The organism is Paraburkholderia sp. GAS33 (assembly GCF_050436645.1).
Taxonomy (GTDB): Bacteria; Pseudomonadota; Gammaproteobacteria; order Burkholderiales; family Burkholderiaceae; genus Paraburkholderia; species Paraburkholderia phenazinium_B.
In genome coordinates this window covers 139,402-154,422 of the sequence record NZ_JBNDMP010000009.1, presented here as the reverse complement: position 1 = coordinate 154,422, position 15,021 = coordinate 139,402, and the positions used below count along the sequence as shown (strand labels likewise).

Annotated in this window: 13 protein-coding genes; 5 read left to right on the top strand and 8 right to left on the bottom strand. The window is 60.8% G+C overall.

Translation table 11 applies throughout. The annotated features are described in order from the left end of the window. Positions 1-100 precede the first annotated feature (100 nt). The 4 genes from fusA to P3T24_RS25710 form a co-directional block, all read right to left on the bottom strand. Positions 101-2,206 (bottom strand): elongation factor G, encoded by a 2,106-nt coding sequence (gene fusA, locus P3T24_RS25725; RefSeq protein ID WP_074263537.1) that lies wholly within the window; start codon positions 2,204-2,206, stop codon positions 101-103. Between the two features lie 299 nt (positions 2,207-2,505). Continuing rightward, the gene (locus tag P3T24_RS25720; protein WP_074263538.1) at positions 2,506-3,012 is read right to left on the bottom strand and encodes a DUF192 domain-containing protein; all 507 of its coding nucleotides are present in this window, start codon (positions 3,010-3,012) and stop codon (positions 2,506-2,508) included. A gap of 155 nt (positions 3,013-3,167) precedes the next feature. Further along, positions 3,168-3,368 (bottom strand): hypothetical protein, encoded by a 201-nt coding sequence (locus tag P3T24_RS25715; RefSeq protein ID WP_074263539.1) that lies wholly within the window; start codon positions 3,366-3,368, stop codon positions 3,168-3,170. Positions 3,369-3,763: 395 nt separating this feature from the next. Further along, positions 3,764-4,339, bottom strand: coding sequence for a pseudouridine synthase (locus P3T24_RS25710; RefSeq protein WP_429439107.1), 576 nt, complete (start codon positions 4,337-4,339; stop codon positions 3,764-3,766). Positions 4,340-4,694: 355 nt separating this feature from the next. Here P3T24_RS25710 and icd point away from each other — a divergent pair, with 355 nt between their 5' ends. The 3 genes from icd (at position 4,695) to P3T24_RS25695 (ending at position 8,457) form a co-directional block, all read left to right on the top strand. Then, positions 4,695-5,951: an NADP-dependent isocitrate dehydrogenase gene (icd, locus tag P3T24_RS25705; RefSeq protein ID WP_074263541.1), complete on the top strand. Its 1,257-nt coding sequence runs from the start codon at positions 4,695-4,697 to the stop codon at positions 5,949-5,951. Between the two features lie 166 nt (positions 5,952-6,117). Next, the gene (locus P3T24_RS25700) at positions 6,118-6,576 is read left to right on the top strand and encodes a hypothetical protein (RefSeq protein ID WP_429439105.1); all 459 of its coding nucleotides are present in this window, start codon (positions 6,118-6,120) and stop codon (positions 6,574-6,576) included. A 156-nt stretch (positions 6,577-6,732) separates the two neighbouring features. Continuing rightward, the gene (locus tag P3T24_RS25695; RefSeq protein WP_429439103.1) at positions 6,733-8,457 is read left to right on the top strand and encodes a multicopper oxidase family protein; all 1,725 of its coding nucleotides are present in this window, start codon (positions 6,733-6,735) and stop codon (positions 8,455-8,457) included. 141 nt (positions 8,458-8,598) lie between these two features. On the opposite strand, the gene cspD is transcribed toward P3T24_RS25695, so the two are convergent. Continuing rightward, positions 8,599-8,805: a cold shock domain-containing protein CspD gene (gene cspD, locus P3T24_RS25690; protein WP_017776809.1), complete on the bottom strand. Its 207-nt coding sequence runs from the start codon at positions 8,803-8,805 to the stop codon at positions 8,599-8,601. Positions 8,806-9,477: 672 nt separating this feature from the next. On the opposite strand from cspD, the gene clpS reads away from it, so the two are divergent. After that, complete coding sequence (gene clpS, locus P3T24_RS25685) at positions 9,478-9,792, top strand: ATP-dependent Clp protease adapter ClpS (protein WP_074263544.1); 315 nt, start codon at positions 9,478-9,480, stop codon at positions 9,790-9,792. Beyond that, positions 9,789-12,086, top strand: coding sequence for an ATP-dependent Clp protease ATP-binding subunit ClpA (clpA, locus tag P3T24_RS25680; protein WP_074263545.1), 2,298 nt, complete (start codon positions 9,789-9,791; stop codon positions 12,084-12,086). The genes clpS and clpA overlap by 4 nt, the downstream gene beginning before the upstream one ends. 137 nt (positions 12,087-12,223) lie before the next feature. Here the strand turns inward: clpA and dut are convergent, their stop codons facing one another. The 3 genes from dut to coaBC all read right to left on the bottom strand — a co-directional run bounded on the left by dut (position 12,224) and on the right by coaBC (position 15,002). Then, entirely contained in the window at positions 12,224-12,670 is a 447-nt protein-coding gene (gene dut / locus P3T24_RS25675; RefSeq protein WP_429439101.1) for a dUTP diphosphatase, read from the bottom strand. Positions 12,671-12,734: 64 nt separating this feature from the next. Beyond that, positions 12,735-13,736 (bottom strand): LLM class flavin-dependent oxidoreductase, encoded by a 1,002-nt coding sequence (locus P3T24_RS25670; RefSeq protein ID WP_429439099.1) that lies wholly within the window; start codon positions 13,734-13,736, stop codon positions 12,735-12,737. A 51-nt stretch (positions 13,737-13,787) separates the two neighbouring features. Further along, positions 13,788-15,002 (bottom strand): bifunctional phosphopantothenoylcysteine decarboxylase/phosphopantothenate--cysteine ligase CoaBC, encoded by a 1,215-nt coding sequence (gene coaBC, locus P3T24_RS25665; RefSeq protein ID WP_074263548.1) that lies wholly within the window; start codon positions 15,000-15,002, stop codon positions 13,788-13,790. Positions 15,003-15,021 lie beyond the last annotated feature (19 nt).

Sequence of the window (15,021 nt, the reverse complement as noted above, 5' to 3'; positions counted from 1 at the left end):
ATTCTTGCATGTCCGCCGCTTACGCGCGCGCCTTGCATCGTGGCAAAAAAAAGCCCGTTCAACCTGAACGGGCTTTGTGCACGCTAACCTTCAGCGCTGGTTACTTCTGCTTGGCATTGATCACCGCTTCCGCGACGTTGTTCGGCGTTTCAGCGTAGTGCTTGAACTCCATCGTGTACGTCGCGCGGCCTTGCGTTGCGGAACGCAGCGAGGTGGAATAGCCAAACATCTCCGCGAGCGGCACTTCGGCGCGTACCAGCTTGCCGCCACCGCCGGCGATATCTTCCATGCCTTGCACCATGCCGCGACGGCTCGACAGGTCGCCCATCACGTTACCCATGAAGTCTTCCGGCGTCTCGACTTCGACGGCCATCATCGGCTCGAGCAGGACCGGCTTGGCCTTGCGCATCGCTTCCTTGAAGGCCATCGAACCGGCCATACGGAACGCGTTTTCGTTCGAGTCGACGTCGTGGTACGAACCGAAAGTCAGCGTCACTTTCACGTCCACCACCGGATAGCCCGCCAGCACGCCGGCCTTCAGCGTTTCGATAATGCCCTTGTCCACCGCCGGGATGTATTCGCGCGGAATTACGCCGCCCTTGATCGCGTCGACGAATTCGTAGCCCTTGCCTTGCGGCGCCGGCTCGAGCGTGATCACAGCGTGACCGTACTGACCGCGGCCGCCGGACTGCTTGACGAACTTGCCTTCGACATCCTCGACCTTGTTGCGCACCGTTTCGCGGTAAGCAACCTGCGGCTTGCCGACAGTGGCTTCCACGCCGAACTCGCGCTTCATGCGGTCGACCAGAATTTCCAGGTGCAGCTCGCCCATCCCCGAGATGATGGTCTGGCCGGATTCTTCATCCGTTTGCACGCGGAACGACGGATCTTCCTGAGCAAGGCGGTTCAGCGCAATGCCCATCTTTTCCTGGTCGACCTTGGTCTTCGGCTCGACGGCCTGCGAAATCACCGGCTCAGGGAAGATCATCCGTTCAAGGATGATCACGTGATTCGGATCGCACAGCGTGTCGCCCGTGGTCGCTTCCTTCAGGCCGACGGCCGCGGCGATGTCGCCCGCGTAGACTTCCTTGATTTCCTTGCGCTCGTTCGCATGCATCTGCAGGATCCGGCCGAGGCGCTCCTTCTTTTCCTTGACCGCGTTGTAGACCGTGTCGCCCGAATTCACCACGCCCGAATAGACGCGGAAGAAAATCAGCTGGCCGACGAACGGATCGGTCATGATCTTGAAGGCGAGCGCGGAGAACGGATCGGTGTCGCTCGGATGGCGCTCGATTTCCTTGTCGTACTCGTCGTGACCCGTGATGGCGGGCACGTCGATCGGCGACGGCAGGTAATCGATCACCGCGTCGAGCATGGCTTGCACGCCCTTGTTCTTGAACGCGCTGCCGCACAGCATCGGCACGATTTCGTTGGCAATGCAGCGTACGCGGATGCCGTGCTTGATTTCCTCTTCGGTCAGCGTCTCGCCGCCGAGGTATTTGTCGAGCAGTTCCTCGCTCGCTTCAGCGGCGGCCTCGACCATCTTGTCGTGCCATTCCTTCGCGGTGTCCGCGAGTTCCGCCGGGATGTCGCGGTACTCGAACTTGATGCCCTGGTTCTCTTCGTCCCAGTAGATCGCCTTCATCTTGACGAGGTCGACCACGCCCTGGAAATGATCTTCCGCACCGACCGGAATCTGGATTGGCACTGCGATGCCCTTCAGGCGATCGCCGATCTGCCGCTGTACGCGGAAGAAGTCGGCGCCGACGCGGTCCATCTTGTTGACGAACGCGATACGCGGCACCTTGTACTTGTTCGCCTGACGCCACACGGTTTCGGACTGCGGCTGCACACCGCCGACCGAGTCGTACACCATGCAGGCGCCGTCGAGCACGCGCATCGAGCGTTCGACTTCAATCGTGAAGTCGACGTGACCCGGGGTGTCGATGATGTTGATGCGGTGTTCCGGATAGTTGCCGGCCATGCCTTTCCAGAAAGCAGTCGTGGCAGCCGATGTGATCGTGATGCCGCGCTCCTGCTCCTGCTCCATCCAGTCCATCGTCGCCGCGCCGTCGTGAACTTCACCGATCTTGTGAGTCACGCCGGTGTAGAAGAGGATGCGCTCGGTGGTTGTGGTTTTGCCGGCATCGATGTGAGCGCTGATGCCGATATTCCGGTAGCGCTCGATGGGAGTCTTGCGGGGCACGTGAACCTCCTTGAATTGGCGCGCCGGTAGTGGACGTCGGGCGGCGCACGACGCCGACCGGACGAACTCCGTGCTGCGGTTAGTCTACTAGAATAGCGCGTCGTAAGCTCTTTTGCAGGAATCTTGCCAGCCCCGCCCGCGCGGCCACCGGCGGGGCGCTCCGCCGGTCCTGTTCCGGTCTGCTCGCGTGCACGCAAAAAAAGCCGGCGCCCTTGCAACAAGGCACCGGCTTTCCGGAAACGGGCCGTGAATGGCGATTGCGCGGCTTACCGCACGCTTCGCACGATCTGTCGCGCTGCTTATTGCGCCGCCGGCAACCCCTGAATCGTCATACCCGGCTTGATGCCCTTCGACGCGAACCAGTTCTTGCTCATTTCCAGCGCGTACACACCGTTGTTGCGCGGGCAATGGTTGTTGGTCGTTTCGGCATCCATCTCGTCGATGTCGGTGATCGTGCCGTCGGCGCGGATGAAAGCGATCGACAGTGGGATCAGCGTGTTTTTCATCCAGAAACAGTGCACCGCATTCTCGCCGAATACGAACAGCATGCCTTCGTTGGGAGCGAGTTGCGAGCGGTACATCAGGCCTTGTTCGCGATCCGCATCATTGGAGGCGACAGCGGCGTCGATCACGAACATGCCCACAGTCAGCTTGGCGCGCGGGAAATCGCCGGGTTGCTTGGCACCGGGCGGCATCTGCTGCGCGTACGCATTGTGGACGGGGGCGAGCGTGAACGAGGCGGCGGCCAACGGTAACGCAATGGCAAAAGCAAAGCGCGCGAGCAACGAGCGCAGGGAAATTCGCACGGCAAGACTCCTGGGTGGGAAATTAACCCGCGAATGTTACGCGAGCGCGTCAAAGCACGTCAAAAACAAAAAGGCAGATCGCCTTGCGGGATCTGCCTTTCAACGCCGTAAGAACGGCAATTGCTGCTAGTTCTTGACTGCGTTTTACAACAAACTTACTCCGAAGCGCCCGAAGCTGCAGCAGCCGATGCTGCCTTCTTCTTCGATGCCTTCTTGTGCGTTGCCTTCTTCGTGGTCTTCTTTGCCGACGAAGCTGCTGCTGCCGGAGCTGCCGAAGCTGCGACCGGAGCCGAAGCTTGTGCGAATGCTGCCGTTGCGAAGAGGCCAGCGACCAGAGCGGCGATCAGTTTGTTCATTTTGTGAATCCTCAGCTTTAGTTAATTAACCAAATGACCCGGTTATGTATGAGTCATGTCGGTAAACGTGCCATCCACCTTTCGGTTGACAGCCGCATCAACAAATTTTTCGTGACGCGTCTGCGAGCGCTCGGACTCCTGCACTGACCGCGAAAACGGCTTGCACAAAGGCCCTCAAGGCTGAATGCCGGATAGCTTCGGGCGGCATCTGCGTCGAATAACGCGTCAGCTTGCGACGCGGTTGACGTCAATTCTCCGCAAATTTTCGGGAATGTTTATTCCTGGCTTTAATGAGCTGCCGGAGATGCCGCGGCAATGCCGTATGCGATTTTTATCAGCATTAAAAACGCTTGCGGATACAACGGCTTAGCGGGACTTTGCCTAAAGCTTGAGCATCAGCGGAGACCGTCCCAGGGAGCTCGCGCAGGCAGTTCGAGCGACGCGCCAGGCGCGAGACCCAGCGAAAAAATATCGAGCGCACCGATGCCGGCACGCACCAGACGCAGCGTAGGAAAGCCGACCGCTGCCGTCATGCGACGGACCTGGCGATTCTTACCTTCCGTTATCGACAGTTCGATCCACGTGGTGGGGATGGCAGCGCGATAGCGGATCGGCGGATTGCGCGGCCAAAGAGCGTCGGTCGCGGTTGGATCGATCAGTTGTGCGTGACATGGGCGCGTCACATAGTCGCCGAGATCGACGCCGCTTGCGAGTGCCGTCAGGGCTGTCTCGTCCGGCGCGCCTTCGACTTGCGCCCAGTAGCGTTTGACGAGCTTGTGACGCGGCTCGGCAATACGTGCCTGGAGCGTGCCGTCGTCGGTGAGCAGAAGCAGGCCTTCGCTATCGGAATCGAGGCGGCCGGCCGGATAGACGCCGGACACCTTGACCCAATCGGCAAGCGATGCGCGAGTTTCGTGCGGCGAGAACTGGCAGATCGTGCCGAACGGCTTGTTGAGAGCGAGGAGGCGCATGCGGAGTCCGGCGATATCAACCGGTACGGATGCGTAAGCCGGTGCTGGCACACACCCGCGCGACGCCCGGCTGGGTTGGTTCTGTGGCGAATGGCGGGATAATAATGCATAAAAGCCGCGGGCAGATTTTATGTCTTATATAAGACATAGGAGTGAGCGTACGTTGCCGGCACATTCTGCGGCTGCCGTGTCGCGTCTCGGAACCTGGCTGATCGGCCGATGCCCGTGCCCGGCGGTGGGGCGCTAGAATAGCCGCTCAGTTGCTTGCAGGCGTGCTGCTTTGCGCGTAGCGAGGAGCGCCAGATTTCGCAGTTCCCATCTGCTTCAACCAGAAAGCCATCACTGGAGTCCGATCATGCCGTATCAGCACATTAAGGTTCCGACGGGCGGAGACAAGATTACCGTCAACGCAGACTACTCGCTCAATGTCTCCGACCAACCGATCATTCCGTATATCGAAGGTGACGGCACGGGTGTCGACATCACGCCGGTCATGATCAAGGTGGTGGACGCAGCGGTCGAGAAAGCCTACGGGGGCAAGAAGCAGATCCACTGGATGGAAGTCTTTGCAGGCGAGAAAGCGACCAGGATCTACGGCCCGGACGTGTGGCTGCCGGAAGAAACACTCGCTGCCGTGAAGGAATATGTCGTCTCGATCAAGGGACCGCTGACCACGCCGGTGGGCGGCGGCATCCGTTCGCTGAACGTGGCGCTGCGTCAGGAACTCGACCTCTATGTGTGCCTGCGGCCGGTGCGCTACTTCAAGGGCGTGCCTTCGCCTCTGCGCGAACCGGAGAAAACCGACATGGTGATCTTCCGTGAGAACTCCGAAGACATCTATGCCGGCATCGAATGGGCCGCGGGATCGGAACAGGCGAAGAAGGTCATCCACTTTCTGCGCGAAGAAATGGGTGTGAAGAAGATCCGCTTTCCGGAGACCTCGGCGCTTGGTGTCAAGCCGGTGTCGCGCGAAGGCACGGACCGTCTGGTGCGCAAGGCGCTGCAGTATGCGATCGACAACGATCGCCGTTCGCTGACGCTCGTGCACAAGGGCAACATCATGAAGTTCACGGAAGGTGCGTTCCGCGACTGGGGCTATGCGCTCGCGCAGAAGGAGTTTGGCGCGGAGCTGGTGGACGGCGGTCCGTGGATGAAATTCAAGAACCCGAAGACAGGTGGCGACATTGTCGTCAAGGACGTGATTGCCGATGCGTTCCTGCAGCAGATTCTGCTGCGTCCGGCCGAGTACGATGTGATCGCGACGCTGAACCTGAACGGCGACTATATTTCGGACGCGCTAGCGGCACAGGTTGGTGGTATCGGCATTGCGCCGGGCGCGAATATGTCGGACTCCGTGGCAATGTTCGAAGCCACTCACGGAACCGCGCCGAAATATGCGGGCAAGGACTACGTGAATCCGGGCTCGGAAATTCTCTCGGCGGAAATGATGCTGCGCCATCTTGGCTGGACCGAAGCGGCGGACGCCATTATCAATGCGATGGAAGCGTCGATTCTGCAAAAGCGCGTGACGTACGACTTTGCGCGGTTGATGGAAGGCGCGACGCAGGTTTCTTGCTCGGGGTTTGGGCAGGTGTTGATCGGGAATCTGTAATTGCGTTTGGCGTTATCCTGAGAAATCTGGCGAACCCCGGTGTGCTTTCTGTGACGCCGGGGTTTTTTGTTGTGCGACGGTGGGTGGACTATTCGTCGTCCTTGATAATGAATGCATGCGCGGACGAACGAACTTCGCGACGGTCTGCGCTATGATGTTCGGACAGATGTTCATCCTCGCGTACGGTGTTTCGCGCCCCCGCTCGACCATGCTCTTCCTCAAGCGTCTTCTCATTCTGTTTTCGCTTGTGCTGTTTTCAGCGCACGGCGCATTTGCCCATGTGGCGTTCGCGCATAGCGAGTGGTCGAGCGAGCACGCGGCGCAAATGTCCGGCATGGTCATGGAAACGTCTTCTGCGGCGAATATGAATGTGTCGCCCTCGGCTTCCGGCGCTCCTGCTCATTGCCTGGCTTATTCCCACGGTCTTGTGGCCTCAGGCCATCCCTGTGGCCACGAGCACGGCCGCTGCTGCTGTGTCGCGACTTGCGGTGTTCACTGCGGTGCACTGTTCATCGCTTTTCAGTTCGAACCACGCGTCCCCGGTTCGACGCTTCTTCCGTCTCTTCCCGAGCAACGGCGCGATGGCCTGACCCACGCGCCTCCTGTACGTCCGCCGATCGGCTGATCTTCGATGCATGCATTGCACGCGCGCGGCTTTCAGCCCTGCGCAATGCATATCAGACAGCAGGGCCCGTGCAGCGGTTATCGCGGAGCGGGCACTTGAACGATCACGCGCGGTCAGCCGCGAGCGCTACCGCGTCGTCCACGTTAGGGAGTATTCATGATCCGCAGGGAATTTCTCGTCCGCACGCTGAGTGCGGCCGTCGCGTCGCTGTTTGCGCGCGGTGCGTTTGCGCAGCAGTCGATGCATGGGATGCAAGGCATGTCGGAGATGAACGGCATGCAAGGAATGCAGGGAATGCAGGGCATGTCCGGCATGCCGGATATGCCACACGCCGGTACGTCGCAAACCGTCGAGCTGGCCGGCCCCGAGACGCTGCCCTCCGGCGCGCCGCTGGCGCCGTTGCGCAAACTTGCGAACGAAAGCCGTGAACCAGGTGTGTTCCGTGCAACGCTCGTTGCTCAGCCGGTTCAACACACGTTGATCGCCGGTCACCCGACAACCTTTTGGCAGTACGGCGCTTCTGCTGACCTCCTCAGTGCAGAAGCCGAATCCGCATCACCGCAAGTTCCGATTATCGGACCGCTGATCGACGTGCACGAAGGCGACACGGTTGAAATCCGTTTCGTGAACCACTTGTCGCAACCTTCGACGATCCATTGGCATGGCCTGCCGGTGCCGCCGGATCAAGACGGCAATCCGTCGGATCCGGTCGCGCCAGGCGCCTCGCGCGTCTATCGCTTCACGCTGCCACCGGGCAGCGCTGGCACGTACTGGTACCACCCGCACCCGCACATGATGTCATCCGAACAGGTATTTCGCGGACTCGCTGGCCCGATCGTGGTCCGCGCCGCGGTCGATCCGCTGGCCGCGTGGCCCGAGCGGCATCTGTTCTTCTCCGATCTGCGCCTCGCGAGCGACGGCACGATCCCTGCAAACGACATGATGGACTGGATGAACGGTCGGGAAGGGCAGTTCGTGCTGGTCAACGGCGCGCGTCGTCCGCTGATATTGATGGCGACCAACGAGCGCTGGCGCGTGTGGAACGCGTGCAATGCCCGCTATTTGAGATTGTCGCTGGATGACGGGCGCACTTTTACCCAGGTCGGAACGGACGGCGGCTTGCTCGGAGAGCCGCGCGAGGGGGTGACGTCGCTGTTACTGGCGCCCGGCGAACGTGCGGAGCTGATTGTCCCAGCGGGTCGAGGACCGGTTTCGGCCTCGCAAACGGCGCAATCCGGGGAGTCCGCGCAATCTGCGCAGTCCTCACCGTCGACGCGAGCAGTTTTGAGTTCCGCGGTCTACGATCGCCGCAAGATGGCGATGGCGGGCGGCAGCTTGCCACCGGGCGCCGCGATCCCGCTCGCCGATGTCCAGTTCGAACCGGGCACCGCCAGTCAAAACGCGGCCGCCCAGCCGATCCCCGCGTCGTTGCGTGCAATTTCGCCGCTCGGCGCGCCAGCCGCGCAGAAATCGGTGGTGTTTTCGGAGCGCATGGACATGGCCGCGATGCACCGCAAGGGCGCGTCCCGCAACGGAATGCCCGCTGGCATGGCCTTCATGATCAACGGTGCGACCTTCGATCCGCGCCGCGTTACGCTGACCAGCCGGCGCGGCGACGTCGAACACTGGTCGATCGAGAACCGCACGGATATGGATCACCCATTCCACCTGCACGGCACGCAGTTTCAGATACTTGAGCGGGAGCAGGGCGGCGTCGTGACGCCGGAGCCTTATCTGGCGTGGCGCGACACGGTCAACGTCCAGCCCGGAGAGAAGGTGCGCATTGCCACAGTTCAGCAGCAGGCGGGCGAGCGCATGTTCCACTGCCACATCCTTGAACACGAGGATCTCGGCATGATGGGCACCCTCAACGTGATCTGACGGATATCCACAATCGTCGGGAGGATGCCTTCAACGCGACACGACATGTGAGGAGGAAGCGGCTGACGCGCAAATTCCGCGCTCCAGAATGAAGAAACCCGGCACGAAGCCGGGTTTCCAGGGTACGGGTATCGAACAGACTCAGGCGGCGGCCTGGATGTTCGATGCCTGCTTGCCTTTGGGGCCTTGCACGACCTCAAAGCTAACCTTCTGGCCTTCCTTCAGGGTTTTGAACCCATTCATCTGGATGGCCGAAAAGTGTGCAAACAGATCCTCACCGCCTTCGTCGGGCGTAATGAATCCGAAACCTTTCGCGTCATTGAACCATTTGACCGTACCAGTTGCCATACCTACTTCCCCTGTAACTCATGACACCACCACGAGCCCTCGAAAAGCTCAACGGCCGCGGGCATGCAGCCGCTCCCTCCTCACAAGCTCACCATCGGCATTTTTTCGAATATGTTGCTGGAAAAAAGTGCCAGCTTGATTGTTGAGGCTCTTTATTCGAGTGTCAAGAAAATTTTGAGACGGGTCTGCGGACGTTGCAAACACCCCATTTCCAGGGTTTTTCCCGCTTTTCTTATGTGCGGTGGCGCAAGCGTCCGGTCTTGAAAAGTCGCATAATCGACTCACATGCAGTCCAGTGGGGCGAAGGTCCCGCAACTGTTACCGCCGCAGCCATTACCGTTTCAAGACAAGCCCGCCCAATGGGACCTCAAATCTGTCGCCTGGCGCCAGACGCGCGAAGGGTGGGCAGGGAAATTTGGGGTAGTCCTTCGTTTTCGAGAGAGTCGTCGCGCACACGCTCAGCTTGCTGCGGCAGGTTGTGCGATACTCAAACTAACTGCGATTCAGCCGTTAACAGTATTGACATTCTTGGAGGGCCGGCTCCGCGATCGGCTCCGTGCAAGGCGCACGCGTGACAGGCAGTGCCGTCATGTGGAGGCGAATGGGAACACCGGCCAGCCGGTCGGGTTTTGACAGGATTGCGGGCCTGTCCGAGTTGTTTAGAATGGGTGTATGGCAATTATCCCGGACAAGCAGGACGGCACCGTACTGGAGCGGCAGGAAAAAAAGCTGAAGCCGCCGGCCATGTACAAGGTGGTGCTGTTGAACGACGACTTCACGCCAATGGAATTTGTCGTGATGATCGTGCAGGAATATTTCAATAAAGATCGTGAAACCGCAACGCAGATTATGCTGAAGGTGCATCGCGAAGGTAGGGGAGTTTGTGGGGTCTATACGCGGGACATCGCGTCGACCAAAGTCGAGCAAGTCGTTACCCACGCACGGCAGGCCGGGCATCCGCTGCAGTGTGTGATGGAGGAAGCATGATTGCCCAGGAACTGGAAGTCAGCTTGCACATGGCGTTCATGGAAGCACGCCAGGCGCGGCACGAGTTCATTACGGTCGAACATCTTTTACTGGCCCTGTTGGACAATCCGACGGCTGCAGAGGTGTTGCGCGCGTGCGCGGCCAACATTGAGGATCTGCGCCAAAACCTGCGCAACTTCATTCATGACAACACGCCGACCGTGCCTGGCACGGACGACGTCGACACGCAGCCCACGCTGGGTTTCCAGCGCGTGATCCAGCGTGCCATCATGCATGTGCAGTCCACCTCGAACGGCAAGAAGGAAGTGACCGGCGCGAACGTGCTGGTGGCGATCTTCGGCGAGAAGGATTCGCACGCGGTGTACTACCTGCAACAGCAGGGTGTCACGCGTCTCGACGTGGTGAACTTCATCTCGCACGGCATTGCCAAGACCAGCAGCACCGACGCCGCCAAGGCGAGCGATGCGAATGCCGAGTCTGACGAAGCCGCTGCGCAGAAAGAAACGCCGCTCGCCCAGTTCACGCAGAATCTGAACCAGATGGCGAAAGAGGGCCGCATCGACCCGCTGATCGGGCGCGAGTCCGAAGTCGAGCGCGTGGTGCAGGTGCTGTGCCGCCGGCGCAAGAACAATCCGCTACTGGTCGGCGAGGCTGGGGTCGGCAAGACCGCGATCGCCGAAGGTCTCGCCTGGCGCATTACGCGCGGCGAAGTCCCGGATATCCTCGCCGATGCGCAGGTGTATTCGCTCGACATGGGCGCGTTGCTGGCCGGCACCAAGTATCGCGGCGATTTCGAACAACGCCTGAAGACGGTCCTCAAGGAACTGAAGGAACGTCCGCACGCCATCCTGTTCATCGACGAAATCCATACGCTGATCGGCGCAGGTGCTGCGTCGGGCGGCACGCTGGATGCATCGAATCTGCTGAAGCCGGCGCTGTCGTCGGGCACGCTCAAGTGCATCGGCGCGACGACGTTCACCGAATACCGCGGCATCTTCGAAAAAGATGCAGCTCTGTCACGACGCTTCCAGAAAGTGGATGTGACCGAACCGACCGTTGAACAGACGGTGGCGATCCTGCGTGGTCTGAAGTCGCGTTTCGAAGAGCACCACGGCGTGAAGTATTCGTCGGGTGCGCTGTCGGCAGCGGCTGAACTGTCGGCGCGCTTCATCACCGATCGTCATTTGCCGGACAAGGCGATTGACGTGATCGATGAAGCGGGCGCGGCGCAACGCATCCTGCCGAAGTCGAAGCAGAAGAAGACTATCGGCAAGGGCGAGATCGAGGAAATCATCTCGAAGATCGCACGCGTGCCGGCGCAAAGCGTATCCGTGGACGACCGCAGCAAGCTGCAGACGCTGGATCGCGACCTGAAGAGCGTGGTGTTCGGGCAAGACCCGGCCATCGACGCGCTGTCGGCTGCGATCAAGATGGCGCGCGCAGGCCTTGGCAAGCTGGACAAGCCGATTGGTGCGTTCCTGTTTTCCGGCCCGACCGGTGTCGGCAAGACCGAAGTGGCCAAGCAACTGGCGTTCACGCTGGGTATCGAACTGATCCGTTTCGACATGTCCGAGTACATGGAACGTCATGCTGTGAGCCGTTTGATCGGCGCGCCGCCGGGCTATGTCGGTTTCGATCAGGGCGGTCTGCTGACGGAAGCTGTGACGAAGAAGCCGCATTGCGTGCTGCTGCTCGACGAAATCGAGAAAGCGCATCCGGACATTTACAACGTGCTGCTGCAGGTGATGGACCACGGCACGCTGACGGACAACAATGGGCGCAAGGCGGACTTCCGTAACGTCATCATCATCATGACGACGAATGCGGGTGCCGAAGCCATGGGCAAGTCGGTGATCGGCTTCACGACTCGCCGCGAAACCGGCGACGAGATGGTCGACATCAAGCGCATGTTCACACCGGAGTTCCGTAACCGTCTGGACGCGACGATCAGCTTCCGCTCGCTCGATGAAGAAATCATCATGCGCGTGGTCGACAAGTTCCTGATGCAACTGGAAGATCAGTTGCATGAGAAGAAGGTCGATGCGCTCTTCACCGACGCGCTGCGCGCGCATCTGGCGAAGCACGGTTTCGATCCGCTGATGGGCGCACGTCCGATGCAGCGTCTGATCCAGGACACGATCCGTCGTGCACTGGCGGACGAGCTTCTGTTCGGCAAGCTGATGAACGGTGGCCGCGTGACGGTGGATGTGGACGCGGAAGACAAGGTTCAGCTGACGTTCGACGAACAGGCTGCGCCGCGTAATCCGAATCCGGAAGCGGTCGAAGTCGAGTAAGCGCCTGAATAAGCGTCAAAAGTTTCTCGCAGCAAGCAAGGTAAAACGGCGTGGGTTATATGACCCACGCCGTTTTTTTATCCCACTGCCGCGACTCAGGAACTGTGCGGGGCTGTTAAGCACCCGACCGGAAAACCTCAGTGTTTACCGGTGCTGCCGAAACCGCCTGCACCACGTTCGCTTTGTTCGAAGTCCTCGACGATATTGAATTCAGCTTGCACGACAGGCACGATGACGAGTTGCGCGAGCCGCTCCATCGGATGCAGCGTGAATGTGGTCTGCCCGCGGTTCCACGTCGAAATCATCAGTTGACCTTGATAATCCGAATCGATCAATCCCACCAGATTGCCGAGCACGATGCCGTGCTTATGCCCGAGGCCCGAGCGCGGCAAGATCAAAGCCGCATAGCCCGGATCGCCGACATGGATCGCCAGCCCCGTCGGCACCAGCGCCGTTTCGCCGGGTTGCAGCGTTAGCGGTTCGTCGAGGCACGCGCGCAGATCGAGGCCAGCGCTGCCGGTCGTGGCGTAGGCCGGGAGTTGTTCGCGCATGCGCGCGTCGAGAATCTTCAGGTCAAGTTTCATGCAGGTCGAATGTGAGAGGGGGAGAGTAAAAGATCAGTGCCAAATCAATCCAGTTCAGCTTGATTCAACGGCCAAGCTCGAAAGCGTCCGCAAGCAGTTCGTACGAGCGCAGCCGCGCGCGATAACTGCCCGCCACGGTCAATACCACCAGTTCGTCGGCCTCGAACTGTTCCTGCAGCGCGAGCATGCGTTCCGTCACACGCTCAGGTGTGCCGATGATACTGCGGGGCTTCTCGCGGTCGATCACCAGTCGCTCGCGTTCGCCGTATTCCTGAGCGCGACCTTGCTCGATGTTCGGAATCGGAGCGTTCAGGCCATAGGCCATCTGCACGCGGCGCAGATCGACGGCTTTTTCCAGTGCCTCCGCTTCCTCGTCGGTATCCGCGCAGATGACGAACACCGCGGCGGCCAGGTATGGCTTTGCTTCGTTGCCGGCCTTGAAGCGCTCGCGATACGCTTGCGCTACCTGGTGACCGAAGTGCGCATTGATGAAATGCGCGAACGCGAAGCGGATGCCGAGTTGCGCCGCCAGCAGGCCGCCGAACTCGCTCGATCCAAGCATCCACAGTTGCGGTCGTGTCTCGACCTGCGGCTGCAGCAGCACGCCTTGCGCGACGTGCTCGTCCGGCAGCGTGCCGTTCATCAGCCCGACCAGATCGGCCACCTGTTGCGGAAAGATATCGCCGCGGTTGTACGCACCTGCCGCCACGGCTTGCGCCGTGCGCATGTCGCCGCCCGGTGCGCGGCCGACGCCAAGATCGATGCGATTCGGGAACAGCGCTTCGAGCATCATGAACTGCTCGGCGACCTTGAATGGGCTGTAGTACGGCAGCATCACACCGCCCGACCCGAGGCGAATGCGCTTCGTCACGCTGCCGAGGCGCGCGAGCATCACTTCGGGGCACGGGTTCGACACGCCGCGCAGACCGTGGTGTTCGGCGCACCAATAGCGCGTATAGCCGAGGTCGTCGGCAAGCTGCGCGAGTTCGATGGTGGCGGCGATCGCGTCCGCCACCGAGTGCCCGTCGATCACGGGCGTTTGATCGAGCACGGAAAGTAGCGTCATGACAGTGCTGCTCCAGGGTGACTCAGGGTTCCGGCAAGAAGGACCGTATGGTTACCGGATCAGGCTCGTATCGGGCAGGCGTTTGGCGATTTCGGCGATCAGTGCGCCCGCCAGCGCCTGCTTGTCCGCGCGCGGCAATTTCGTTGCGCCGCCGGCTTCGAACAGGACGACTTCGTTGTCGTCGAGACCGAAGGTCAGCGGGCCGAGATTGCCGATCAGAAGCGGCACATTCTTGCGCACGCGCTTTTCTTCCCCGTGTACATCGAGGTCGCCGCTCTCCGCTGCAAAACCGACACAGAACGGCGGATGCGGCAGCTTTGCTACTGCAGCCAGAATGTCCGGATTTTCGACGAATGTGAACGTGGGCATGGCACGTTCGGCCGTCTTCTTGATCTTGTGCTCGCTGACATGATCGACGCGCCAGTCGGCGACCGCGGCCACGCCGATGAAGATGTCGTAATCGGGCACCGCGCGCATCACGGCGTCGTGCATCTGCTGTGCCGTTTGCACGTCCTCGCGGATCACGCCCCACGGCGTTTCCAGTGCAACCGGTCCGGCGATCAGATGCACGTCGGCGCCGGCCTGCTGCGCTGCGCGCGCGAGCGCGAAGCCCATTTTGCCGCTCGAGCGGTTGGTGATGCCGCGCACCGGGTCCAGCGGTTCGAAGGTCGGGCCGGCGGTCAGCAGCACACGGCGGCCGGCGAGAATCTTTGGCTGGAAAAACGAAGCGATCGCCTCGTAGGTCGCGGCGGCCTCGAGCATCCGGCCATCGCCGACTTCGCCGCAGGCCTGCGGACCTGAATCCGGGCCGAGCACTTCGATGCCATCCGCGCGCAGTTGCGCGACGTTGCGCTGCGTGGCCGGGTTCTGCCACATCTGGCGGTTCATCGCCGGTACAACTAGCAAGGGGCAATCGCGCGCCACGCACAGCGTCGAGAGCAGATCGTCGGCCATGCCATGCGCCAGCCTGGCGAGAAAGTCAGTCGAAGCTGGGGCGATCACGATGGCGTCCGCTTCACGCGACAGATCGATATGCGCCATGTTGTTCGGCACGCGCGCATCCCATTGGCTCGTGTAGACCGGACGGCCTGACAGCGCCTGCATCGTGATGGGGGTGATGAACTGCGTGGCCGCTTCGGTCATGACAACCTGCACGGTCGCGCCTGCCTTGGTCAGCAGGCGCGTGAGTTCGGCGATCTTGTAGCAGGCAATCCCGCCGCTCATACCGAGGACGAGATGTTTTCCTGCGAGTTCTGCGGTTGCCAACGAAAGCCTCCGAGACAAA

Bases quoted from the DNA above. Each gene is read 5' to 3' on its own strand.
- P3T24_RS25715 (WP_074263539.1), bottom strand. From the start codon at position 3,368: ATGAACAAACTGATCGCCGCTCTGGTCGCTGGCCTCTTCGCAACGGCA.
- P3T24_RS25710 (WP_429439107.1), bottom strand. From the start codon at position 4,339: ATGCGCCTCCTCGCTCTCAACAAGCCGTTCGGCACGATCTGCCAGTTC.
- icd (WP_074263541.1), top strand. From the start codon at position 4,695: ATGCCGTATCAGCACATTAAGGTTCCGACGGGCGGAGACAAGATTACC.
- P3T24_RS25700 (WP_429439105.1), top strand. From the start codon at position 6,118: ATGTTCATCCTCGCGTACGGTGTTTCGCGCCCCCGCTCGACCATGCTC.
- P3T24_RS25695 (WP_429439103.1), top strand. From the start codon at position 6,733: ATGATCCGCAGGGAATTTCTCGTCCGCACGCTGAGTGCGGCCGTCGCG.
- cspD (WP_017776809.1), bottom strand. From the start codon at position 8,805: ATGGCAACTGGTACGGTCAAATGGTTCAATGACGCGAAAGGTTTCGGA.
- clpS (WP_074263544.1), top strand. From the start codon at position 9,478: ATGGCAATTATCCCGGACAAGCAGGACGGCACCGTACTGGAGCGGCAG.
- clpA (WP_074263545.1), top strand. From the start codon at position 9,789: ATGATTGCCCAGGAACTGGAAGTCAGCTTGCACATGGCGTTCATGGAA.
- dut (WP_429439101.1), bottom strand. From the start codon at position 12,670: ATGAAACTTGACCTGAAGATTCTCGACGCGCGCATGCGCGAACAACTC.
- P3T24_RS25670 (WP_429439099.1), bottom strand. From the start codon at position 13,736: ATGACGCTACTTTCCGTGCTCGATCAAACGCCCGTGATCGACGGGCAC.